21 protein-coding genes and 1 riboswitch are annotated in these 24,153 nt (G+C 56.6%); of the genes, 9 read left to right on the forward strand and 12 right to left on the reverse strand.

All coding sequences use genetic code 11. From position 1 onward, the window contains the following. Window positions 1-155 precede the first annotated feature (155 nt). Together ftsI and rlmA are read left to right on the forward strand one after the other, a co-directional pair. Window positions 156-1,901, forward strand: coding sequence for a peptidoglycan glycosyltransferase FtsI (ftsI, locus tag MKleb_RS10220; RefSeq protein WP_014229820.1), 1,746 nt, complete (start codon window positions 156-158; stop codon window positions 1,899-1,901). A gap of 60 nt (window positions 1,902-1,961) precedes the next feature. Beyond that, complete coding sequence (gene rlmA / locus MKleb_RS10225) at window positions 1,962-2,756, forward strand: 23S rRNA (guanine(745)-N(1))-methyltransferase (RefSeq protein ID WP_014229819.1); 795 nt, start codon at window positions 1,962-1,964, stop codon at window positions 2,754-2,756. 3 nt (window positions 2,757-2,759) lie between these two features. Here rlmA and mntP read toward each other — a convergent pair whose 3' ends face one another. The 5 genes from mntP to manX form a co-directional block, all read right to left on the reverse strand. Continuing rightward, complete coding sequence (gene mntP, locus MKleb_RS10230) at window positions 2,760-3,326, reverse strand: manganese efflux pump MntP (protein ID WP_014229818.1); 567 nt, start codon at window positions 3,324-3,326, stop codon at window positions 2,760-2,762. Window positions 3,327-3,397: 71 nt separating this feature from the next. After that, window positions 3,398-3,552: riboswitch (yybP-ykoY riboswitch) on the reverse strand. Window positions 3,553-3,750: 198 nt separating this feature from the next. After that, a complete protein-coding gene (locus tag MKleb_RS10235; RefSeq protein ID WP_004852044.1) occupies window positions 3,751-4,209 on the reverse strand; it encodes a DUF986 family protein in 459 nt (152 codons plus the stop codon). A gap of 53 nt (window positions 4,210-4,262) precedes the next feature. Beyond that, window positions 4,263-5,114 carry a PTS mannose transporter subunit IID gene (locus tag MKleb_RS10240; RefSeq protein WP_004103307.1) on the reverse strand — a complete coding sequence of 284 codons (852 nt, stop codon included), beginning with the start codon at window positions 5,112-5,114 and terminating at the stop codon, window positions 4,263-4,265. Window positions 5,115-5,126: 12 nt separating this feature from the next. Next, the gene (manY, locus tag MKleb_RS10245; protein ID WP_004103305.1) at window positions 5,127-5,927 is read right to left on the reverse strand and encodes a PTS mannose transporter subunit IIC; all 801 of its coding nucleotides are present in this window, start codon (window positions 5,925-5,927) and stop codon (window positions 5,127-5,129) included. 60 nt (window positions 5,928-5,987) lie between these two features. After that, complete coding sequence (gene manX / locus MKleb_RS10250; protein WP_004103303.1) at window positions 5,988-6,956, reverse strand: PTS mannose transporter subunit IIAB; 969 nt, start codon at window positions 6,954-6,956, stop codon at window positions 5,988-5,990. Window positions 6,957-7,402: 446 nt separating this feature from the next. On the opposite strand from manX, the gene yoaE reads away from it, so the two are divergent. Continuing rightward, a complete protein-coding gene (gene yoaE, locus MKleb_RS10255) occupies window positions 7,403-8,962 on the forward strand; it encodes a CNNM family cation transport protein YoaE (RefSeq protein ID WP_217076638.1) in 1,560 nt (519 codons plus the stop codon). A 38-nt stretch (window positions 8,963-9,000) separates the two neighbouring features. Here the strand turns inward: yoaE and MKleb_RS10260 are convergent, their stop codons facing one another. The 4 genes from MKleb_RS10260 to pabB all read right to left on the reverse strand — a co-directional run bounded on the left by MKleb_RS10260 (window position 9,001) and on the right by pabB (window position 14,162). Beyond that, window positions 9,001-10,566, reverse strand: coding sequence for an EAL domain-containing protein (locus MKleb_RS10260; protein ID WP_025106142.1), 1,566 nt, complete (start codon window positions 10,564-10,566; stop codon window positions 9,001-9,003). Between the two features lie 131 nt (window positions 10,567-10,697). Continuing rightward, the gene (sdaA, locus tag MKleb_RS10265; protein WP_014229814.1) at window positions 10,698-12,062 is read right to left on the reverse strand and encodes an L-serine ammonia-lyase; all 1,365 of its coding nucleotides are present in this window, start codon (window positions 12,060-12,062) and stop codon (window positions 10,698-10,700) included. A gap of 162 nt (window positions 12,063-12,224) precedes the next feature. Beyond that, window positions 12,225-12,803, reverse strand: a complete 579-nt coding sequence (locus tag MKleb_RS10270; protein ID WP_004852034.1) for a CoA pyrophosphatase — start codon at window positions 12,801-12,803, stop codon at window positions 12,225-12,227. Window positions 12,804-12,806: 3 nt separating this feature from the next. Next, window positions 12,807-14,162 carry an aminodeoxychorismate synthase component 1 gene (pabB, locus tag MKleb_RS10275; RefSeq protein WP_025106143.1) on the reverse strand — a complete coding sequence of 452 codons (1,356 nt, stop codon included), beginning with the start codon at window positions 14,160-14,162 and terminating at the stop codon, window positions 12,807-12,809. Between the two features lie 90 nt (window positions 14,163-14,252). On the opposite strand from pabB, the gene MKleb_RS10280 reads away from it, so the two are divergent. Continuing rightward, entirely contained in the window at window positions 14,253-14,432 is a 180-nt protein-coding gene (locus tag MKleb_RS10280; protein WP_004103292.1) for a YoaH family protein, read from the forward strand. A 14-nt stretch (window positions 14,433-14,446) separates the two neighbouring features. Here the strand turns inward: MKleb_RS10280 and MKleb_RS10285 are convergent, their stop codons facing one another. Further along, window positions 14,447-16,459 (reverse strand): heparinase II/III domain-containing protein, encoded by a 2,013-nt coding sequence (locus MKleb_RS10285; protein WP_025106144.1) that lies wholly within the window; start codon window positions 16,457-16,459, stop codon window positions 14,447-14,449. Next, window positions 16,459-17,697 (reverse strand): alginate lyase family protein, encoded by a 1,239-nt coding sequence (locus MKleb_RS10290; protein ID WP_025106145.1) that lies wholly within the window; start codon window positions 17,695-17,697, stop codon window positions 16,459-16,461. The genes MKleb_RS10285 and MKleb_RS10290 overlap by 1 nt, the downstream gene beginning before the upstream one ends. A 525-nt stretch (window positions 17,698-18,222) precedes the next feature. On the opposite strand from MKleb_RS10290, the gene MKleb_RS10295 reads away from it, so the two are divergent. Genes MKleb_RS10295 through MKleb_RS10315 form a run of 5 tightly spaced genes read left to right on the forward strand, consistent with a single transcriptional unit; the run spans window position 18,223 to window position 23,566 of the window. Then, window positions 18,223-19,512, forward strand: coding sequence for an ABC transporter substrate-binding protein (locus tag MKleb_RS10295; RefSeq protein WP_025106146.1), 1,290 nt, complete (start codon window positions 18,223-18,225; stop codon window positions 19,510-19,512). A gap of 11 nt (window positions 19,513-19,523) precedes the next feature. Further along, a complete protein-coding gene (locus MKleb_RS10300; RefSeq protein ID WP_228740785.1) occupies window positions 19,524-20,465 on the forward strand; it encodes a carbohydrate ABC transporter permease in 942 nt (313 codons plus the stop codon). 9 nt (window positions 20,466-20,474) lie between these two features. Beyond that, complete coding sequence (locus MKleb_RS10305) at window positions 20,475-21,314, forward strand: carbohydrate ABC transporter permease (protein ID WP_009651976.1); 840 nt, start codon at window positions 20,475-20,477, stop codon at window positions 21,312-21,314. Between the two features lie 10 nt (window positions 21,315-21,324). Next, a complete protein-coding gene (locus MKleb_RS10310; protein ID WP_014229809.1) occupies window positions 21,325-22,419 on the forward strand; it encodes an ABC transporter ATP-binding protein in 1,095 nt (364 codons plus the stop codon). A gap of 7 nt (window positions 22,420-22,426) precedes the next feature. Further along, a complete protein-coding gene (locus MKleb_RS10315) occupies window positions 22,427-23,566 on the forward strand; it encodes an alginate lyase family protein (protein WP_014229808.1) in 1,140 nt (379 codons plus the stop codon). 170 nt (window positions 23,567-23,736) lie between these two features. Here the strand turns inward: MKleb_RS10315 and MKleb_RS10320 are convergent, their stop codons facing one another. Beyond that, window positions 23,737-24,081 (reverse strand): RidA family protein, encoded by a 345-nt coding sequence (locus MKleb_RS10320; RefSeq protein WP_004113724.1) that lies wholly within the window; start codon window positions 24,079-24,081, stop codon window positions 23,737-23,739. Window positions 24,082-24,153 lie beyond the last annotated feature (72 nt).

Raw genomic sequence — 24,153 nt, forward strand, 5'->3', positions numbered from 1 at the left:
GCCGCGGGGCTTTTTAGTCTTTATTGCAAATCATGTCATTTTTCCTCCCTCTGTTGCGCTTTGTTGCAAAACAACATCCTTATTAGCACTGTTTAGCAACCTGTTTTGTATATATCTGTTAAATCAGGTGGTTGCAAAATAATGATGGAGCTAAGGTGCAAAAGAACAAACTTAAGTCAGCCGCCAACTTTACCCCTCTGCGGTTTGGGTTGTTATGCGTGGCCATTCTTTGCTGTATGGGTCTGCTGCTGGCCCGGGTAGGCTGGCTGCAAATTGTCTCTCCCGACAATTTGGTTAAACAAGAAGATATGCGCTCCTTGCGCGAAGAGCCTATCGACGTGCAGCGCGGCATGATTAGCGATCGCGAGGGCCGCCCGCTGGCGGTTAGCGTGCCGGTGAGCGCCATCTGGATCGATCCGCAAACAACTCTCGCAAAAGGCGGCGTCGGATATGGCCCGCGCTGGCAGGCGATGGCGCAAGCTTTACACCTCAACCTTAGCGAGCTTGCCCATCGCGTGCAGGCGCATCCTCATGCGCGTTTTCTCTATCTGGCGCGCCAGATAAACCCGGAGCAGGCGGAGTGGATCGACAAGCTGCACCTGCCGGGGATTAATCTGCGCGATGAGTCGCGTCGTTTTTATCCCGCGGGGCACGTTGCGGCTAATCTGCTGGGCTTTACCAATATCGATAATCAAGGAATCGAGGGGGTAGAGAAAAGCTTTAATGCCCAGCTAACCGGTCAGCCCGGGCGTCGCCTGGTGCGCAAAGACCGGCACGGCAACGTCATCGAAAATATCACCGAAGTCCCGGCGGTCCCGGCCCACAATTTGCAGCTCAGTATCGATGAGCGTCTGCAAACGGTGACCGAGGACGCGCTGGATAACGCCGTGCGCTGGAACAAAGCGGAATCAGGGGCGGCGGTATTAATTAAAATTGATACCGGGGAAATCCTGTCGATGGCCAGCTACCCCGATTTCAACCCTAACAATCGCGATGACGCGAAGCTGGATGATTTCCGCAATCGCGCGATTAGCGATACTTTCGAGCCGGGGTCGACGGTTAAGCCGCTGGTGCTGATGACCGCGCTCCAGCAGGGCATTGTTCAGCCGGATAGCGTGGTGGATACCCATCCGTTTACCCTCGACGGTCATCGTATTCGCGACGTCGGTTACTACCCTGAGCTGTCCCTCACCGGCATTCTGCAAAAATCCAGCGATACCGGCGTTTCACATTTGTCGCTGGCCATGCCGATTCAACATCTTATCGATACCTATAAAGCGTTCGGTTTCGGCGACTCTACCGGTCTGGGATTAACCGGTGAAAGCGCCGGGCTGATGCCGCAGCGTCGCTACTGGGGACAGCTGGACCGGGCGACATTCGCCTTCGGTTACGGCCTGATGGTTACGCCGCTCCAGCTGGCGCACGTTTACGCAACTATTGGCAGCTACGGTATTGAGCGTCCGCTATCGATCACGCGTATCGATCCGCCGGTCATGGGCACCCGAGTGATGCCGGAGCAGATTGTGCATGAAGTCGAACATATGATGGAGAGCGTTGCCTTGCCGGGCGGCGGGGGCACAAAAGCGGCGGTGCGCGACTATCGGGTGGCGGTAAAAACCGGTACCGCCAAGAAAATTGGCCCTGACGGGAAATATATCGACAAATACGTGGCCTACACCGCAGGGGTGGCGCCCGCCAGTAACCCAAAATTTGCGCTGGTAGTGGTGATGAACGACCCCAGCAACGGTTCGTATTACGGTGGGGCAGTGTCGGCGCCGGTATTCAGCCAGATCATGGGCGATGTCCTGCGCCTGGAAAACGTGATGCCAGATGGGATGCCGCAGGGTTCTGAAAACCTGATCGTCATGCATCATGACGGCGTGCTGCCGCCTGCGCTGTAACGGTGGCCTGGAGGGGCGAATAGCGCTACACTTTCGCCCTTTCAGCACACCGGAGTTGCCATGTCTTACAGTTGCCCACTTTGCCACGCGCCGCTTGAGCGCCGCGATAATAGCTTTATCTGCCCGCAGCGGCATCAGTTCGATCTGGCGAAGGAAGGGTACGTCAATTTACTGCCGGTGCAGTTTAAGCGCTCCCGCGATCCGGGCGACAGCGCTGAAATGATGCAGGCCCGGCGGGCGTTTCTCGATGCGGGTCATTATCAGCCGCTTCGCGACGCGATCTGCGCTTATCTGCACACTTTCGCTCCGACCGATTTACTGGACATCGGCTGCGGGGAAGGCTACTACACCCACGCTTTTGCCGCCATCGCCAGCCGCAGCTGGGGTCTGGACGTGTCGAAATCCGCTATCCGCGCGGCGGCAAAACGGTACCCGCAGGTCAACTTTTGCGTCGCCTCCAGCCAGCGTTTACCGTTTGAGGATGCAAGCCTGGATGCGATAGTACGTATTTACGCCCCCTGCAATGCCGTTGAGCTGGCGCGCGTTGTCCGCCCCGGCGGCTGGGTCATCACCGCGACGCCGGGGCCTCGTCACCTGATGGAGCTGAAAGGGTTGATATACGACGAAGTGCGTTTGCACGAGCAAAACGCGGAAGAGATGGCAGGGTTTACGCTACGTCACCAGCAGCAGCTGGCCTATCCGATGCAGCTTAACGGCAGCGAGGCGGAAGCTTTACTGCAAATGACGCCGTTTGCGTGGCGGGCTAAGCCGCCGGTTCGGGAAGCGCTGCGTCAACAGGTGGGATTTGGCTGCCAGACCGATTTCGCCATTCACTGCTGGCAGCGCGACGCCTGAGGATCAGCCGGCGAAATGGCTCCAGAGGATCTGGGCGCCGATGCCAATCAGCACGATACCGCCTAGGATTTCTGCCCGTTTGCCGAGCAGCGGGCCGATAAAACGTCCCACCATCATACCGAGCGTCGACATTATCAGCGTGGCGCAGCCGATAGCCAGCGCGGTGGCGATAATGTTGACCTGCAGAAACGCCAGGCCAACGCCGACGGCCATGGCGTCAAGGCTGGTAGCGAATGCGGTGGTCACCAGCAGCCAGAAACCGTGGCGTCGCGGAGTTTCGCAGTCGTCGTCGTTGCCGCCGCGAAACCCTTCGATAACCATTCGACCGCCGAGAAACACCAGCAGCACAAAGGCAATCCAGTGGTTCCACTCGAGAACGAACTGGCTGGCAAGCATCCCCATTCCCCAACCGACCAGCGGCGTGAGCGTTTCGATAGCGCCAAAGATAAGACCCGTGCGCAGGGCTTCAGAAAATTTAGGTTTATGGAGAGTGGCGCCTTTGCCAATAGAGGCCGCGAAGGCGTCCATGGACATGCCGAAGGCAAGAAGAATTGTAGCGGATACATTCATGAGAGCGTCCTGACCGGGGATAATCCATATGACACATCGCCGCCCCCAGTAAAAATACGCAGCCCATCCTGAAGATGAGGCGCCGCGTACAGCAGCGATGCGTCTATGGTCTCGCCTGATTGAAGACGTTCTTCTTCAACCCGTACGTGCCACGTTTTGCAACGAGTATGTTGACACGTACATTTTCTGGCAGGCAGAAAATTGGCTACTCCCCAACGACGGGCGCAACCTTAACATAATTTTAGAATATAAAACAATAACAGAGTCAGGTTATTTTGCTAACCAAATGATAACGATTTTCATTTAAATTTAGAAGTGAATAATTCGTTAATAAATATCGGCGAATTAAACGAATGGAATATAGCCGCGGCTATATTCCATTCGCCGGGGAATGACAAAATATAGCGCAGGCTATATTTGTAACTCATTGAGTTGAAATGAGAAGTTTGTATATTTTTTCCAGGTCGTCGATATTTTGTACGCGAATTAGCAGGCGACGCTGCTCTAATTGCATAACCAGCACGCCATCTTCCGATAAATTCATCTCTTTAATACGCTTATATTCGATCCAGATATTGGCGAAAAAAAAGCCTTCTTTTTTGAAGATGATTTTGGGTGAACGGATCCAGAAAAGATATAACCCCATCAAGGCCAGGGCAGATAATAGCCAGGTGGTGATAAGTTCGCCCTGGCTGGCAATATTGTTATAAATCAGGATAGCAATGAGGCCGACGAAGATAATGCCATCGACGCGATTGCGGCGGAGCAGGGGGATAGCCAGCAAAACGGGGCCATTGCGGCGCGGCATGATGAACTGATCGTAAATCGCAAACGCGAGCAGAACGAGAATAAACAGGATTAACACCAGGTCCGTGATTGTCATCCATCCTCCAAATAAAAAAGCCGGGGGCAAGCCCCCGGCGCACAGCGTGTAGATTACTGGCCCAGCAGGCCGACAGCGTAGCCCGCGATACCGATGACGAAGAAGCCAACGATGATCCACAGGGCGTTAACTTTCTTGCGCAGCAGCCACATACAGGCGAAGGTCAGCAGCAGCGGCACCAGGCCCGGCATCAGCTGGTCAAGGATAGTCTGCACGGTGGTTACGCGCGTCTGGCCATCCTGACCGGTGATGGTGGAAACCACCAGCGGGATGTTCACGTGCGTCCACTTGTTAACCAATGCCCCCATGACAAACAGGCCGAGAATTGACGCCCCCTCGGTCAGTTTCTGCAGGAAGCCGCCGCCCATATCTTTAACGATATCGATACCTTTACGGTAACCGTACGCTACGCCGTAATAACGGGTCAGCAGACGCACCGCGTTAAACAGGATAAAGAACAGCAGAGGCCCGAGCAGACTGCCGCTCATGGCGATACCTGCGCCCAGCGCGGCGAACACCGGACGAACGGTACCCCAGAAGATAGGGTCGCCCACGCCGGCCAGCGGGCCCATCAGACCAACTTTGATACCGTTGATAGCACCATCGTCGATCTCTGCGCCGTTAGCACGCTGCTCTTCCATCGCCAGCGTTACGCCGAGAACCGGCGCCGCAACGTAGGGATGGGTGTTAAAGAACTCAAGGTGACGCTTAATCGCCTGTTTACGCGCATCGTTGTTCTCCGGATACAGGCGACGAATAGCCGGCACCATGGAGAAGCAGAAGCCCAGCGCCTGCATACGTTCGAAGTTCCATGAACCCTGGAACAGGTTAGAACGAATGAACACGCCACGAATATCACTCTGAGTCAGTTTTTTCTCGGTGGTATTTTTAGTCATATCAACCATTTCGCTCACCTGTTAGTCCAGTTCGTTGTCGAGATCGTTATTACCAGCAGCCTGCACAGGCGCACCCGCTACGCGGTTGTATTTCGGGCTCAGCTGGATGTAGAGCACCGCCATCACGGTACCAATTACACCCAGAGCAACCAGGTTGAAATCGGTGAACGCGGCGGTCACAAAGCCCAGGTAGAAGAACGGCATCAGGTAGCCTGCGCGCATCATGTTGATGACCATCGCGTAACCGACGACCACGATCATGCCGCCCGCGATGTTCAGACCGCCGGTAACCACTTCTGGAATGGCGTTCAGCATACCCTGTACTTCGCTGGTGCCGACGGAAATCGCCACGATAACGGCAGGGATAGCGATACGCATGGCCTGCAGGAACAGCGATGAAACGTGCAGCCAGGATATGGCCGTCAGGTTTCCATTCTCCGCGGCCTTATCCGCCGCGTGCTGGAAGGCAACGGTGATGGTACGAACGATAATGGTCAGAACCTGGCCTGCCGCGGCCAGCGGGATTGCCAGCGCGATACCGGCACCGATGCTTTGATGGCCGGCGATAACCAGAACGGTAGAGATGATAGAAGCAAGGGCGGCATCCGGCGCAACGGCCGCACCGATGTTCATCCAGCCCAGGGCGATCATTTCCAGGGTACCACCGATAATAATACCGGTTTTCATATCCCCGAGAACGGCGCCAATCAGCGTACAGGCCACCAGAGGACGGTGGAACTGAAATTCATCAAGTACCGACTCCATACCCGCAATACACGCGACGATGAACACCAGCACAATCTGAAGAAAGGTAATCTCCATTGTACTTCTCCTGTTGATTAAGTCTTAAGTTGAAAATTGCGTTGCGATCCGCGGGGTGACTTATTTCACCTTGGCGATCAGATCCATCATTTTCAGTTTCTGGTCGGTGGAAACTTTGCGGGCCTCCAGTTCGATACCGCGGGCATTCAGCTTTTTGAACGCTTCGATATCTTTCTCATCGACCGAAATGGCGTTGTTCACCTGCGTTTTACCCTGGCGGAAAGCCATGCCGCCGATGTTGACGCTGGTGATTTTCACACCGCCTTCAACCACGCGTTCAACGTCCGTTGGGTTAGTGAACAGCAGCATAATGCGCTCGCCTGCGTATTTGGGATTGTTATAGACGCGGATCATTTTCGCGACGTCTACAACGTGGGCGGTAACGCCCGGAGGAGCAACCTGAGTCAGCAGCGTTTTACGTACGGTATCCGCCGCAACTTCGTCGCTGACGACGATAATGCGGGAAACGTTGGTTTCTTTAGTCCAGCGAGTGGCGACCTGGCCGTGGATTAAACGGTCATCGATACGCGCAAGCCCGATAACCATGTAGTCGTTTGGACCCATTGGTTTCAATGGCGCAGCCGCTTTCGGGGCAGCCGCCTGAACCGGAGCAGGGGCGGCCTTTTCCACCGGCTTCGCTTTCAGCGCCTTAACGCCCTCGCGACCGGTTTCTACCGCCAGGGCAACCAGCTCATCGAACGACGGGTTGTCGTCACGCGCCATCAGCGTTTCAACCAGCATCGGAATATTAACGCCCGCGATGACTTCATAATGTTCTTTATCGACGACAATGCGGCTGGCCGCGTTAAACGGGCTGCCTCCCCATGTATCGACGAGAAATAACACGCCTTTTGCTGTATCCAGCTTTGCCAGCTGAGCGTTGTACTTTTCGATTAACGTTTCTGCGTTTTCGCCAGGGACGAAATCAATCCAGCCAACGTTTTCCTGTTCGCCCAGCAGCATTTCTGCCGTTTTTAACAGCTGTTCTGCAGCCCAACCATGTGTGCCTATTACAATAGCAATCGTCACTTGCTACCTCCTTTATAATCGTGAATGCATCATCTGTTCTGATACATCCTGAATCACTCTTGCGAACAAAATCGATTCAGTAAGGGTGTAAGATATAAAGTAATTACTACAGCGAATTATTTTAGACAGTGAAAAAATAATTAATGTGATGAAGCTCCGCTAATTATGCATCTGTTGGTAATTATTTTGCAGCGCAAAAAATAGTCTTAGCTATTGCAAAGACAGGTAAATTTTTTCCAATTATGCTCTATATTTTGCTATGTTTACGTTCCGTTTAATTACTCAGGAGTATAGGGCATAGCCCGCTATATGGACCGTCACCGACGTCTTTTCACCTTCCGGCACGCGTTTGCCGCCGCCACCTGCTACGTCTTTTCACCAGCAACAAGTGTCTCGTCTGTGCATGACACAGCGATGACTACGCCTGTCGTTAACTGGAGCTGCTCATGGAATTCTTAATGGATCCCTCTATTTGGGCCGGTTTGCTGACGCTTGTCGTCCTTGAAATCGTACTGGGTATCGACAACCTGGTGTTTATCGCCATCCTTGCCGACAAGCTGCCGCCAAAGCAGCGGGACAAGGCGCGCCTGATCGGCCTCTCGCTGGCGCTGTTTATGCGCCTGGGTCTGCTGTCGGTTATTTCGTGGATGGTGACCCTGACGAAACCGCTTTTCAGCGTTGCCGATTTCTCGTTTTCCGGACGCGACCTGATCATGCTGCTCGGGGGGATATTCCTGCTGTTTAAGGCGACCACCGAACTGCATGAACGGCTGGAGAACCGCCAGCATGACTCCGGTCATGGTAAAGGCTATGCCAGCTTCTGGGTGGTGGTACTACAAATCGTGGTACTGGACGCCGTGTTCTCGCTGGACGCCGTGATTACCGCGGTCGGGATGGTTAACCACCTGCCGGTGATGATGGCGGCGGTGGTGATCGCGATGGCGGTGATGCTGCTGGCTTCGAAGCCGTTGACTAATTTTGTCAACCAGCATCCGACGGTGGTAGTGCTCTGTCTGAGCTTCCTGCTGATGATCGGCCTGAGCCTGGTGGCTGAAGGTTTTGGTTTCCATATACCGAAAGGTTACCTGTACGCCGCGATTGGCTTCTCGATTACCATCGAGTTTTTTAACCAGATTGCGCGCCGTAACTTTATTCGTCATCAATCGACCCTGCCTCTGCGCGCGCGCACTGCCGATGCGATCCTCCGTCTGATGGGCGGGCGTAAGCAAAGCGCCGCGGCGCATGATAGCGATAGCGCGTCCGTCGTGCCGATCCCCGAAGGCGCGTTTGCGGAAGAAGAACGCTATATGATTAACGGCGTGCTGACCCTGGCCCAGCGTTCGTTGCGCAGCATTATGACCCCGCGCGGGGAAATTAGCTGGGTAAACGCCGTGCAAAGCGAAGAGGAAATTCGCCGTCAGCTGCTCTCTTCACCGCACAGCCTGTTCCCGGTCTGCCGCGGCGAGCTGGATGAAATCATCGGTATCGTGCGGGCGAAAGAGATGCTGGTGGCGCTGGAAGCGGGTGACAATGTTGCCGCTCTGGCTTCCGCCTCGCCGGCGATTGTGGTCCCGGAAACGCTGGACCCGATCAATCTGCTGGGCGTGCTGCGCCGCGCCCGCGGTAGCTTTGTCATCGTGACTAACGAGTTTGGCGTCGTACAGGGGCTGGTTACGCCGCTGGACGTACTGGAGGCGATTGCCGGCGAGTTCCCGGACGCTGACGAAACGCCGGAAATTGTCATCGACGGCGACGGTTGGCTGGTGAAAGGTTCAACCGACGTGCATGCGTTGCAGCAGGCGTTGGGGGTAGACGATCTGGTTGATGAGGACGAAGATATTGCCACGGTTGCCGGCCTGGTGATTGCCGTCAACGGCCATATTCCGCGTCCGGGCGACGTGCTTGAGCTATCACCTCTGCAGTTCACGATTGTTGAAGCCAACGACTATCGCGTCGATCTGGTACGCGTCGTCAAGCTGCGACAGTATAACGACGAAGAAGAGTAACGGCTGATGCCCGTCGGCCCTCGGGCCGACGGGCATTTTTAAGCGTTCAGCTCCCGACCCTTTTCCGCCGCCAGCCACTGCGGAAAGTCCTCTACCGGCATCGGCCGGGCGTAGTAAAATCCCTGCAATAAATCGACGCCGTTGCCGCGCAGATACTCTTCCTGATCCCGGGTCTCTACCCCTTCCGCGACCGTCACAATCTTCAGCCGATGGGCGAGAGCAATGATCATGTCGGTCACCGTTGCGTTGACGCTATCAATCCCAATTGCGCTGGTGAAGGATTTATCGATCTTCAATACATCAGGACGCAGCTTTTCCAGCCAGGAGAGGGAGCTGTTGCCGGTGCCGAAATCATCGATAGCCAGCTGCACCCCTTTGAAATGAAGATGCTCGGCCATATGGTGGTCGCCATCCTGAAGTACGTCGCGTTCGGTGAGCTCCACCACCAGCTGCTGTACCGGATGGGCGCTGAACCAGTAGTGATGCAGATCGCGCAGCAGTTCGCCGTTGGCGAAATGGCGGGCGGCGACGTTGATGCTGATGTGAAAATGTTTGTCCTGCGGAAAAAGGGCTAATTTGTGGGCCGTCTGGGAGATGACATAGCGGGTGAGGGGAACGATCAGATTATAACCTTCGGCTATGGGGATAAATACCTCCGGCGAAATAGCGCCTCTGCGTGGATTATTCCACCGCAGCAGTATCTCCACGCCGCAGCACTGACGGGTGCGCAAGTCCTGTAGAGGCTGGCACCAAAGCGTGAACTCGTGGGCGGCAATACCGAGATTAATTTCCCGGGAAAAGCTCATTCTTCCCGCGGTCGCCAGCCAGGCGATGCCGGTCATTAACAGGCTGATTATCAGCGCCAGGGGCAGTTCGGCCGGTAGCTCATTGAGGGCGACCGCTGAGGCGCCCGGCCCGCTGACGTTAATGGTGAAGGGAAACTGCGTCGACGACTGGCGGTAGATGATTTGCTCGCCCGGCAAGGACTCCTGTTTAATCAGCCCGGAACCGCTAATAAAGCTTTTATCGCCAATGCTGAGGCCAATTCCGGTAATTAATGGCGATTTTGCGTTAAAAATTAACTCGCCCAGCAGCTCGATATTGATCACCAGCAGCACGCCGTCGGCGCCGCTAAGCGAAGCGGGATACCACTGGATAAGCACCGGCGTCCCTTTAAGCAGCGATGCGTCGTAGCTGAAGGTGAGCAGGGCGTGATTGGCGGGGAGCGCCGGCTGTAACTGGTGAACCGGAATATTTCGTTGGCCAAAAATACTCGAGCAATAGAGCAGGTCAGACTGGACCAGCGCGATGGAACGTACCGTTTGCAGCGATGCCGCCAGCTTACGTAACGTGAGGTGGACGTCCTGACAGGGATGGTTCACAAGTTGCAGCAGCGTGGCGTGCTGGGCCGCCAGGGGCCGCAGAATATTATCCATCGCGGCCACCATTTTATTGGTGCTGAGCTGGACGCGCTGCTGATTTAAGCTACGCTGCGAAATAAATCGTATCACTAATGTTGTCGTCAGGGTCAGTAGCGCGACCAGCAAGCAAACCAGGATACGTTTCCTGCGGTAGGTTGTGATAACTTTTTGTGCAGTCTGCATGCGCGACGCCCTGTCGGCTAAAAGTGTTAATGAGAGTAACAGCCGTTATAGAGCAAGTGTAGTGGGCGCAGATAATAATATAGCGTGGAAAAAGAAGAATGCGCCCGGGGGCGCATTCTGTAGGACACGGATTAGTCGCACTGAACTTTAATTGCCAGGCCGCCGCGCGACGTTTCCCGGTATTTGGCGTTCATGTCTTTACCGGTCTCGTACATGGTCTCAATGACTTTATCGAGCGAGACGCGCGGCTCGCTGGTGCGGCGCATGGCCATCCGGCTGGCGTTGATCGCTTTGACGGAGGCAATGGCGTTACGTTCGATGCACGGCACCTGTACCTGGCCGGCCACCGGGTCGCAGGTGAGGCCAAGGTTGTGCTCCATGCCGATTTCCGCCGCCACGCAGACCTGCTCGGGGCTGGCGCCAAGGATTTCCGCCAGGCCCGCAGCGGCCATCGAGCAGGCCACGCCCACTTCGCCCTGACAGCCCACCTCCGCGCCGGAAATGGACGCGTTCATTTTATACAGCGTGCCGATAGCCCCTGACGCCAGGAAGTAACGAATATAGATATCCGGGCTGACGGACTCGATAAAGTGGTCGTAGTAAGCCAGCACCGCCGGTACGATGCCGCAGGCGCCGTTCGTCGGTGCCGTCACCACGCGGCCACCGGCGGCGTTTTCTTCGTTGACCGCCAGCGCGAACATGTTGACCCAGTCCACCACGTTCATCGGATCGTGGGAGAGTTTATCGCTGGCAACCAGCATCCGCCGCAGCGCCGAGGCGCGACGAGGCACGCGCAGCGGGCCGGGCAGAACGCCTTCGGTATTCATTCCGCGATCGATACAGGCGCGCATGGTCTGCCAGATATTGGCAAAATAGTCTTCAATCTCTTTTTTGCTGTGCAGCGCCAGCTCATTCTGCATCACCATGCCGGAGAGCGACATGCCGGTCTCTTTGCAGTAGCCCAGCATTTCCTGAGCAGATTTAAACGGATAGGGTACGGCGAGTTCGCTGGCGCTCTCTTTGCCGAAATGCTCTTCATCGACGATAAAACCGCCGCCGATGGAGTAATAGGTTTTGCTGTAGATTTCTTTCTCGCCAGCCCAGGCATGAATGGTCATGCCGTTTTCATGCAGCGGCAGGTTGTCGCTGCGAAAACGCATGCCGTCATTCTGCGGGAAATCGACTTCATGCTGCCCCTGGGCCAGCAGCAGGCGACCGCGCGTTTCAACGTCGCGGATAAATGCCGGTATCGCGTCAATATCGACCGTATCGGGCTGATTGCCCGCCAGTCCCATAATAATGGCGATATCCGTATGGTGGCCTTTGCCGGTTAATGACAGTGAGCCGTAGACGTCAACCGCCACGCGCGTCACTTCATTAAGCAATCCCTTTTCGACCAGGTCATCGACGAACTGTTTACCGGCCTTCATCGGCCCTACAGTATGGGAAGATGAGGGGCCGATCCCCACCTTGAACATGTCGAATATACTAATCACGCTAACACTCCTGACAGGGTTGTCGCGGGTGCGACAACGATGTAATCACTGCGCATAGTGTAAGAGGGAACCGGGTCATCAGCTTATCTATTCACATGAATTAAACTAATGGATAACCCCGGATTTACTAATGCTGAGAACGCCGTCTCAGTTTGAGTATAGCTAAGGACGGGCGCCTATCTGTAGCGCCAGCTCGCGAATAATGCCGGCGGTCATTCCCCAGACAAAATAATGCTGGTACCAGGAGAGCCAGACGCGATGCGAATTGCCGCGGCGATGGATATCCAGCGGATGGTAGCGCCCCAGGCGCAGCGCTTCGGCCAGCGGCATTTCGAACACCGCGGCCACTTCATCCTGGCTGGCGTGATAGTGCAAATTGGGTGGGATAATCCCTACCACCGGAGTAACCTGAAAGCCGGTCACGCTATCGACCGGCGGCAGAACGCCAATCACCTCAACCGACTCCGGCGGGATCGCCACCTCTTCCTGCGCTTCACGCAGCGCGGCGGCGATTAGCGTTGCATCGCTGTTATCTACCGCGCCGCCGGGGAAGGCCACCTGACCCGCATGCTTGCGCATCAGCGGCGAACGCTGGGTCAGCAGCAGCCCCGGCTGCGGGCGGCGAACTATCGGTACCAGCACCGCGGCCTGGCGCTGGTTGAGCGCGTGGCGCGTGGGCTGCGGACGCAGAAGCTGAAAACGTGAGAGGAAATCGTCAAGTTCGAGGGCGCTGTCCGCCATGTTCTAGCTCTCCAGTTGATTCAGGATACGATTAACTTTATCAAAAGTTTCCTGATATTCCGCTGCCTCTTCGCTATCGGCCACAATTCCGCCGCCGGCGGAGCAGTAGAGGTGTCCCTGCCAGGCCGTCAGCGTACGGATAGTGATACTGGTATCCATGTTGCCGCAGAAGCTGAGATAGCCGATGCTGCCGCACCACGCGTTGCGCCGCTGCGGTTCCAGTTCATCGATGATCTCCATCGCTCTGACCTTCGGCGCGCCGGTGATTGAGCCGCCGGGAAAGGCCGCGCGCAGCAGGTCGGCGGCGTGCAGATGAGCGGGCAGCCTGGCGGTGACGGTGCTCACCAGATGATGCACGGCGGGGAAGGGCTCCACCACAAACAGCTCAGGAACGCGAACGCTACCGGGTACCGCAACCCGGCCAATATCGTTACGCATTAAATCGACGATCATCAGATTTTCGGCGCGGTCTTTTGGCGAGTTCGCCAGCTTTTGCGCCTGCAGCGCGTCCTGCTCAGGGTCGGTCAGCCTGGGTAATGTCCCCTTAATGGGCCGGGTCTGAATGTCGCCTTGCCGGAGCTGAATAAAACGCTCGGGCGACAGGCTTAATACAGTCCCTTCATCCAGGCGAATAAAGGCGCTGAACGGCGCGCGATTGGCGCGGTTAAGCTGACGGAAGGCCTGCCACTCATCCCCGCGATAGCTCGCCGTAAACCGCTGCGCCAGGTTGACCTGATAGCAGTCGCCGCTGTGCAGATAAGCCTGAATCTGGCGGAACTTCTCGCCATACTCCTCGCGGCTCATATTAGCGCGCCACGCTGAGGTCAGGGTAAAGGTTGCAGCGACAGGCGCTGTCTGTGCTTCCAGCCATGCCAGGCGCGCCTGCGGATCGTCATAGCTGAATAACGACACCTCCCGGCGCTGATGATCGACGATTAACGCCCAGTCATAAATACCTACCGCCATATCCGGCAGTTCGATATCCGCATCGGCCCGCGCCGGCAGATGTTCAAAACGACGACCCAAATCGTAGCCGAACAGTCCCAGCGCGCCGCCGAGAAACGGCAGATGCGGATGAGGCTGCGGCTGCAGGTTACAGTGCGCCAGCTGCTGATGCACCAGCGTAAGCGGATCGGCGGCGGAGGTTGAGACGGTTTCCCCTTCGCGTAGGGTGGTTAGTTGACCGTGAGTCACCAGCGTGGCGCGCGGCTGGGCGACAATGATGTCAAAACGGTTATGCGCATGTTCGGCAAAACCGGAATGCAGCAGCATCGCCCAGGGCTGGGAACTTAACGGGCTAAAATAGTATTCAGCGGCATCCGGACGCCAGGGCAGGGAAATCATTGCGGGGGACAACATCGTCTTCTTCAATCCTGATCGTTACCGTCCGCTGGTATACGCGCGGACGGCGTGAAATAATTACGCCCCACAATGTAGCAGGAGTCAGTCATGTTTGCAGGTTTACCTTCGCTGAGCCACGAGCAGCAGCAAAAAGCAGTGGAACGAATTCAGGAGCTGATGTCGCAGGGCATGAGCAGCGGCCAGGCGATTGCTTTAGTGGCGGATGAACTGCGCGCCTCGCATACCGGGGATCGGATTGTGGCGCGCTTTGAGGATGAAGACGAGTAAATCCCCCGTTGCGATCAGATGCCGCTTTCCGGGAGCGGAAGGATCGCATCAGGTCGTTTCCCGGGATCGTCGTACAGCGTCACGTGCGTTACGCGATCGCCGCGCCAGAAGGTAATGTGCGTACCGGCTGGCGTATGATGCACATTCACCTCCGTCAGCGGCGCGCGGTTAGCGAAATCCCACAGGCAGACGAAACGCGCCTGCGGCAGGTGATTGCGCATCACCAGATAGCTGAGATCGCGAATCGCCGGGTTATCGGGCGCCAGCCCTTGCCAGAGTTCACCATCGCCGGAAAGCCAGAGCGCAACGGTGTCTTTGTCGCGCGCAAAGTGGCGCGGCTGGCAGCCGTTCAACGGGGTCATGGTGGCATTGGCCATATGCCGCAGCGGTCCGCTAAGCGAAAAAGGCTGCGGCGTACCGCTCTGGTCCAGCGCCCGCGCCGCCAGGTGCAGTGTCCAGTCAAGCTGCTGGCGATGCGGATTTTCCACGGTAGAGAGATCGATCAGTACCTCTTCAAGCCACAGCAGGCGACGGCGAAAGCGCACGCCTCGCCAGGCCGCCGCGTCCCACTCGACGCGGCTATGGCTGTTGAGCTCCGGCGGCGGCTTCCCCCAGTCAACCTCGCTATCCAGCCACAGAGAGTCGCTATCCATATGCCAGCCTAGCACCTGCGGATTGGCCGGAGGCTGGTTGGTCTGATTGACCGAAAGCGTATTGTGGGTGGCGCTGTTTTTGTAATAGTCATAGTGCATTTTTGCACCGTAGCCGGTGGTGCCCATATCCGTGAGCAGCCAGCCGTCGCGATGCCAGAGCATCAGCCCCAGCCTGTCGTAATGGTCGTGCTCGCCGCCCCAGGGGCTGTGCTTAATCAGCAGCGCCTGCTGCGGTCGCCGCCATAACGTCAGGCCGGCGCCGGGCGCAAACAGCGACTGCTGCGGGATCAGCGGCAGGGGCGTTTCCGGCAGGGGGCGTTCGCGCCACAGTAAGGTTTCACGCTCGTCGGGCGTCGTTTCGGTAAACTGCAGCACCGCGGCGTACTGCGGGTCACGCCAGATAAACCAGGCGAACTCGTAAAGATCCCGATGGTTGAGCTTCTCCTGCCCGGCGAGGCAGTCATTAAGCCGCGGGAAGGTGCCGTCCGGCAGCAGCAGCGACAGCGGGAACGTCAGCATCGCCTGATACCACGGGCCGTCCAGCAGGCTCCAGCGGGTGCCGCGCGCCAGCTTCTCAAAGGCCAGAAAGCCCTGCAGCGCGTAGTAGTGATAGTGAACGGAGCCTTCAAACCATAGCCCCTCCGCCAGCAGGCCATTTTCCAGCTGCCAGCGCAGGCCGTACGGCTGGTTCACGGCAAACTCCAGCAGCGTCTCATCTTCGAGGATGAAACCCAGTACGCCAAGCGCCGCGCTGATTTTAACCTCATGGTTGTGGATCTGCGGGCTACGATGGTCGCGCAAAAACGCTGCCGCGCAGCGCAGCAGGTTTTCACTGATGTGCCGCTGCTCGCCGGGCGCCAGGCTGTCGCGAATGAAGTCATAACCCAGCGCCATTTCCAGAATGCAGTTGGCTTCGCACAGCGTCTGGGCGTTCATCTTGCCCGGTCCGTTGTTGGGAATATCGCCGTGGATCTCATAGCCGGGATAGACATCCGCGTAGCCCATCAGCAGCGTGCGAACTTTATCGCGATACGCCGTTTCGCCGGTCAGCCGCCATAACAGGCCAAGCTGCTGACAGGCGCTGGCGTTACGGCCATTCATCTCGCGCCACCATGCGCCATCCCACGGTTCACCGCTAAATATTTCCCCATCGACCGGGCAGGCATGCTGGTGGGGCGTATCCGCCCGCCACGCCAGGCGCACGCCGTGGTGCGGACAAAAGTAGTAGAGATTCCAGCTGGCGATCCCTGACTGCGGAATGCGAATCGCTGCATCTAATACCGGCTGAGCATCCTTCACCAGCCGTTCAAGCAGTCCGCTATTCGCGGCTGCACGTCCGACAATGTCGGGCCAGAGCCCGGAGAATTGTTTCATTAGCGGTTATCCCTGACCTCTGACGATGCGGAAAGCGGGGCGATGAGCGTAGTGATATCGTCGGGGTATTTCGCCCGCAGCCACTGCGCTTTGTCACGGAACAGCGGATCTTCCGGCCAGGCGTGCGCGGCGGTGGCGATATTGCGCAGCGCTTTCTTGTCATCCATTTTATCCAGGTCCTTCCAGGGCCACGGCGTATCGCTGTTAATAAACCCGGCGATGTACTGATAGCCTTTGCGCAGGCTATGGTCGTCGAGGGTGAAGTTCCAGATATCGACGCCCGCCTTCTCGCCGAGCCTTCCGAGGCGGTTGTAGGCTTCAAGATTAAAATTGCTGTAGTGCCACGGGCGCGTGCGCTCCAGTTCGGCCATCTGGCGGCCTTCAATATCAAATTGTCCCGCAATACGCCGCAGCTGGGTGATGTACAGGCGCTTCTTCGCCTCGTCGATTTTCCCGCTGAACAGGGCGAAGGCGGCGGCCTGCATATCGAAATAGCTGCCGTGATTGTTATGCCAGTTCTCTTCTTCAAAGCCGTTCTGGCTGGTGGTCATCCAGTGATAATAGTCACCAAACCACTGCTTCAATGCGCTAACGTCGTTTTCGCTCAGCGCATCGGAGGATTGCAGCAGGGCGATGGCGTCAACGACGTCAACCAGCGCGCGGCTATCAATAATGCCGATACCGCGTCCGGTATTGATGCCGGGAATGGCCTGGGCATGCTGCAGGTTGGGGGTCATGCGCGTTTTGGGATCGAGGAACCAGGTCTTTAACTGCGCCGCCGCCTTTTGCGCGTAGCGATCGTCGTGAGAGAAGTACCACGCCAGCGCCAGCGTTGACACGTCGTTACTCATCTTCACCAGCCGGTTCTTATCGGTGGCGTCGCTATTGGCGTCAGGGTTGGTTTGCCCATCTTTGCGAATATAAGGAAGCCCGTCTTTGGTATCGGGATTCGGCCACCAGTAAGGCGGAAAGCTGTAGTAGTCGTGCTTATTGCCGCTGGCGGCGACCAGCGTTTTATCCATCACCGAGAACAGCGGATGATTGAGCGCCAGATCGGCTTTTTTTAGCAGCGCCGCTTGCGCCTGAACAAATAGCGGATCTTTCGCGGCGATCTGCTGCCGGCTAAAGGCTAAATCCTTTCCGTCTAGCGTGTACGGCTCGGCGGCATACGAGGCGGCGCTCAGGCCGGAACAAAACAGCGCAATGCCTAACAAACCTCGGCGAGGTATTGAGTTCATCGTGATAACCCTTCTGCAAATATGAGAAAAGATAACAACAGAATTATACCTGACGCGTATTTAAAGAACGCGTGAAACAGGCGGTGTAATTAAAAACAATATATTTAAATATTCGATGGCGAGCAGTGTAAAAGACAAAGTGATTTTTTTTGTGATGTCCTTCAAGTTTAACGTTTTGGATAAATAATGACGCTTTTAATGCAGTGTACATCACGTTTTTTGCCGTTTTTCTCTATTTTTTGAATCTTTTAACAAAATCAGTAAAATTATAATAAATTGATTTATATGATTATTTATTTTTTGTCACTTTTTTTGTCACTTCTCTGTGTGATCTGTCTCAATTTTCTTGTTTTTGAAACGCAATTTCTTTTTTATACGGTTGTATTGGGAAATACATTTCTATCTAATGAATGGAAATAATTCTTGCGCCAGCTGTATTAACGCCTGAGCGATATTCAAATTCTTTTACGTGTATTAATTGAGAATTTAATTACCTTTGTGCCCTACAATAAAGGATATGCCATCATGTCTGCCTGTAAATTACGTTCACTGTTACTTCTCACCGCACTCGGGCTCGGCGTTAGTCAAAGTTACGCCGCCACCACTCTCAACGTCTGGATCCGCGCCAGCAATGACTCGAAGAATATCTACAAACAGGAGGCGGAAAAATTTGAAGAAAAAACCGGTATCAAAATCGCGTATTTCAACGCCACCACCGACTTTGAACAGCGGCTGGCGCGCGCCACGGCGGGCAACGCCTTACCCGATTTGATTTTTAACGATGCGGCGTCGCTAGGGCAGTTCATCCAGCTGGGTATTGCCGAAGAAATTGACCCGCAGGCGATCGCGGGCGGCGACCAGCTATTCCAGACGGCATGGAAGAGTACCCGCTATATCGACGGTAAGTACTACGGCGTGCCGACCTCGGCGCAAACTTTCGCGCTCTTCGTGCGTAAAGACTGGCGTGAAAAACTGGGGCTGCCGCAGCCTAAGAGCTGGGATGATATCCAGACGCTGGCGAAAGCCTTCACCACTCAGGATCCCGATGGTAACGGCAAAAATGATACCTACGGCTTTATCGTTCCCGCTTCCACGACGCGCGGCTACGCCAGCTGGTTTATGAGCAGCTTTATCTGGCAGGCGGGTGGTGATTTCGTTAAAGAAGAGAACGGAAAATTCAGCGCTTCGCTCAATACGCCGGAAGTGGCTCAGGCGATGACCTTTATGCGCACCATGATGTGCGACAAAGTCACCCAGCCGGGCGCGATTAACGCCACCACCGCCGACGTTATTCCCTCCTTCCGCTCCGGGCAAAGCGGCATGTTCTTCAGCGGGCCGTACCATATCGCCCTGTTCGATAAAGACCCCGGTAAAGACAACTTCGAAGTGATCCCGGTGGCGGGGCCGAAAGGCGAAGCCACCCTCGCCGAGGGCACCACGGTCTTTATGATGAAGAGCAGCATACAGAAAGAGGCGGCGCGAAAATTTATCGAATTTATGATCTCTGCGGAAGGTCAGGAGATCGGCATGGGTAAAGGCAGCCAGCATATTCCGGTAGTGCGTCTGCCGGTGAATAAGAACGTCGACGTCAAAGCCGTGTATCAGGATGCGCGCTGGGAAACTTTCGCCAGACTTTACAACGAACAGGGACGCTACGTGCCGCAAATTCCCAACTGGACGCCGGTGCGCCAGGTGGTTGCCGACGGTTTTAACCGGATTTTTGCCGACTGCGGCAGCGATATTCCCGGCGAGCTGAAGACGCTCGACGGCAAGGTGAACGCTGAGCTGAAAAAACAAAATGTGCTGGCTAACTGAGGACATAGGTTATGACGCTGCATGAGACGAAGTCCTCGCCGATAAAGCAGGCCGCTTCGCCTGACTCGACCGGATGGCTGAGCGCAAAGCGTAAGCGGGCGCTGATCCCGTGGCTGTTTTTAGCGCCTGCGCTGATTATTTTTAGCTGGTTTAAGTTTATCCCGATGATTCAGGGTCTGGTGATGAGCTTTTACAAGGTTAACTTTAATCAGCCCAACGAGTGGGTGGGGCTCGATAACTTCACCCGCGCTTTTGCCGACGCAGAGCTGCACGCGGCGGTGGTGAATACCCTGCTTTACGTGGTGGTAACGATGTTCGCCGCGGCTATCCTGGCGTTTTTCCTCGCCATGCTGCTGGAAGGCCCGGCGCGCCATCTGCGCTTTATTCGAACCGCCATCTTTTTACCGGCGGTTACCAGCGCGGCGATCGTCGCCGAAATGTGGCGCATTTTGTTTAACCCGACGCCCAACGGCGTGGTTAACCACATCCTCAGCTGGTTTGGCGTCGCCGACCAGGGCTTTCTTGCCAGCTCCGATCAGGCGCTGGGCGTCATCATGCTGCTGCATATCTGGAAAGCGGTGCCCTACAACATGGTGATCTTTATTGCCGGCCTGGCGGGAATCAGCCGCGATTTATACGATGCGGCGAACGTCGACGGCGCCAGCTGGTGGAACCGCCTGCGCTACGTCACGCTGCCCGGCATGATCCCGGCGCTCTCGGTGGTACTGATGCTCTCCTTCATTCGCGGTTTCCGCGTGTTTGCCGAGGTGTACGCCACCACCGGCGGGGGACCTTCTAACGCCACGGAAATGGTCATGACCCACATCTACAAGCTGGGCTTTGAGCAGTTTGACTATGGCTACGCTTCGGCGGTGTCGTTCCTGCTGTTCACCTTCACGGTTATCTTAACCCTCTGTCATCTGACGCTGAAAAAAAGTATCGCCCGTTACTAAGGAGCCGCGATGTTAAGCAAACGTTGGGATACAGCAGGGCGCTGGTGCATCTACGCGCTGCTGCTGATTGTCTTTGTCGGGCCGTTCTGGGGCATCGTCGCCACGGCATTCAGCGGCGCGCCGGTGAAGCCGGGCGAGCTGCTGGCCTGGCCGCATCAGTTCTCGTTGGAAAACTTCATCTTCGCGTGGATGGATATCGGCGTCTGGCAGTATCTGCTGAACTCCATTCTGGTGGTGTTCTTCGGCACCGTTCTGCAGGTGTCGGTCAGCGCGCTGGCGGCGTACGCCCTGGCGCGGAAGAAGTTTCGCGGCGTAGCGCTGGTGAGCCTGGTGATTTTGTCCACCATGATGCTGCCGGAAGAGGTCATCGCCATTCCGCTGTACATGATTATCAACTGGCGGCTGCCGCTGATCGACGCCTCGCTCTACAACAGCTATCTCGGAATGATTTTACCGGTCGTCGGCTGGGCGTTCTCCATCTTTGTCCTGACCGAATTTATGTCAGCGATACCGAAAGAGCTGGAGGAGGCGGCGCGGATTGACGGCGCGAACGAATGGCAGATTTTCTTCCACGTCATTCTGCCGCTGGTAAAACCGGCGCTTGGCACGGTGGTGACCTTCGGCTTTATTATGATTTGGGACCAGTACCTGCTGCCGCTGATTGTGGTCAACCAGGACAGCCTGAATACCATTCCGGTGATCCTCGGCACGCTGCGTACCGATGAGAGCATCACGCCGAACATTTTTATCGCCATTACGCTGCTGGCGATGCTGCCCAGCATCATCGTCTATCTGGGTCTGCAAAAACATTTCAATCGCGGGATTATGTCCGGCGCGGTCAAAGGATAAGGGGTTAACGATGGGATCGGTTGTATTAAATAGCGTGCGCAAATCATACGGGGATGCCCACGTCATTAAAGATGTGTCGCTGACGATTCCGGACGGCGAGTTCTGCGTCCTCGTTGGCCCCAGCGGCTGCGGCAAATCCACGCTGCTGCGCATGATTGCCGGGCTGGAGGAGATCTCCGGCGGCGAAGTACATATCAACGAGCGTAACGTCACCGAGGTGGAGCCGAAGCTGCGCGACATTGCGATGGTGTTCCAGAGCTATGCGCTCTACCCGCAGATGACGGTGCGTGAAAATATGGGCTTTGCCCTGAAGATGGCTAAGCTGCCGAAAGCGGAAATCAGCCAGAAGGTGAATGAAGCGGCGGCGCTACTGGGGCTGGAGCCGCTGCTGGAGCGCCTGCCCAAAGATCTCTCCGGCGGCCAGCGCCAGCGCGTGGCGATGGGGCGGGCGATCGTGCGTAAGCCGCAGGTGTTCTTGTTCGATGAACCGCTCTCCAACCTTGACGCCAAGCTGCGAACCCAGGTACGCGGCGAGATCCGCGAACTGCATCGTCGGCTGAAAACCACCTCGGTGTACGTCACCCACGATCAGATTGAAGCCATGACCATGGGGCAGATGATTGTGGTGCTGCGCGACGGGCGAATAGAGCAGGCGGGGACCCCGCTGGAACTGTACGACCGGCCGGCGAATCTGTTTGTCGCCGGGTTTATCGGCTCGCCAGAGATTAACCAGCTGCCGGGCGTCGTGGTCTTGAACGGTAGCGCCACCAGCCTGCGTCTGAAAGATGGCTCCCTGTTGGCTTTGCCCGCCGGTTTACGGGTCACCGATGGCCAGCAGGTGGTGTACGCCATTCGCCCCGAACAGGTCAACGTGGTTCATGAAGCGCGGGACGATGCGCTGGCGGCGAAGGTGACGGCGGTGGAGAACACCGGCTCGGATATGCAGCTCTTCTGCGATACCGGCGGCGGGGCGTTTACATCGGTGTTCAAACAGCGTCTGGCCGTAAAAGAGGGCGATAAGATCTGGCTGCAGCCGAAGCTCGCCGGCGTGCACCTGTTCGATGCGCAAAGCGGCCAGCGCATAGCCTGCCGGGAGGGAAATTAAGGTGGCGATGAAGCTGTACACCCTTGACGAAACCTGCCTGGAAAACGCCCGGGCGGGCCTGAAGCAGCCCTTCTCGCCGCTGCAGCTGGCGCTAAGCAAGCTGGTATCGGAGGCGGATATCCTGCGTCGGGAAGCGCCGGAAAGCGTGGTACATAAAAAGCTGCGCCCGGCGAGCGGCGACGCGCACGATTACTACAGCCTGGGGACCTACTGGTGGCCAAACCCGCGGCGGCCCAACGGGCTGCCCTATATTCGCCGCGACGGGCATATTAATCCGCAGTGTGAGAACAACGACACGGATACCTCGCGCATTATCCGCATGTGCGAACGGTGCCTGACCCTCGGGCTGGCGTGGTACTTCACCGGTCAGCGCCAGTACGCGCAGGCGGCGGCTGCGCAGATCCGCTGCTGGTTCCTTGATGCGGAAACGCGGATGAACCCGCATCTGAACTATGGCCAGGCGATCCCGGGGATTGTTTCCGGTCGCGGTACCGGGCTTATCGATACCCGCTTAATGTGGATGGTGGTGGACACCATCGGTTTGATTAACGCGGCGAGCGTGCTTGATACCGACGATATCATCGGCCTGCACCAGTGGTTCCGCGACTTTAACCACTGGATGTACTACAGCGACATCGGCCACTCTGAGTACGTCTGGCACAACAACCACGGCACCTGGTACGACGCTCAGCGGACGGTTAACGCGCTATTTTATGGCGATAAAGGGCTGGCGGCGCGGATCATCGAGCAGGGGATCACCCAGCGGATGGCGGCGCAGATTGACCAGGACGGCAGGCAGACGATGGAGCTGGAACGTACCATTCCGTTCCACTACTCGCTGTTTAATCTGGAGGCGCATCTGCTGCTCAACCGCTACGCCGAACACGTTGAGTTCGATCGCTGGAACGCCATCCGCGATGGGCGAGGCGTGAAGCAAGGGATTGATTACCTGGTGCCGTTTATCCGGGAACCGGATCTCTGGCCCTACAGCGACCTGCAGGGAATCGTGTGGGATAGCGCGCTGCGCGTGCTGTTGCAGTCAGTGCGGGGCTATGCAAAACAATCTGCCAGCTATCGTGAAGCGCTGAAATGTGTGCCGCAGGAGACGCTGCAGCTGAAGGAACAGCTGATGTGGTGTCCGGGCTGATAGAACAATGCTTCTTGCCTCCCGACGGCGCTGTGCCCGATCGGCCTGGCTGCTATGTAGCCCGGATAAGGCGTTTACGCCGCTATCCGGGGAATGCGCCGGATAACGGCTTTGGCGCGGCTTCTTCCCGGGCGGCGCTACGCTTGCCCGGGCTACGGGGCCACGCTGTCTTACACGGCGGCGATGATTTTAATCTCGACTTTGTACTTCGGATTCATCAGCTTCGCCTGCACCGTACAGCGCACCGGGGCATGACCGGCGACGACCCACGCATCCCAGGCCTGGTTCATCGCCGCAAAGTCTGCGCCGTCGGCAAGAAAAATCGTCGCATCAAGAATACGCGACTTGCTGCTGCCCTGTTTCTCCAGCACGGCGTCAATCTGCGCCAGGGTATCGGCGGTTTGCGCGCAGGCATCGGCATCAAGGTTGGACGGCACGCCGGTGTAGTACAGCGTCTGGTTGTGAATCACCACATCAGACCAGCGGGCTTCGGCATCAATACGCGTAATGGTCATGTTTATTTCCTCTTTGTTCCGGTTCATTAAGCTGCGGCAAGACTGCCATAATGTTTCACCTGCGTCACTACC

Origin of the sequence: Klebsiella sp. PL-2018, from assembly GCF_019048985.1 — a bacterium.
GTDB classification, from domain to species: domain Bacteria; phylum Pseudomonadota; class Gammaproteobacteria; order Enterobacterales; family Enterobacteriaceae; genus Klebsiella; species Klebsiella michiganensis.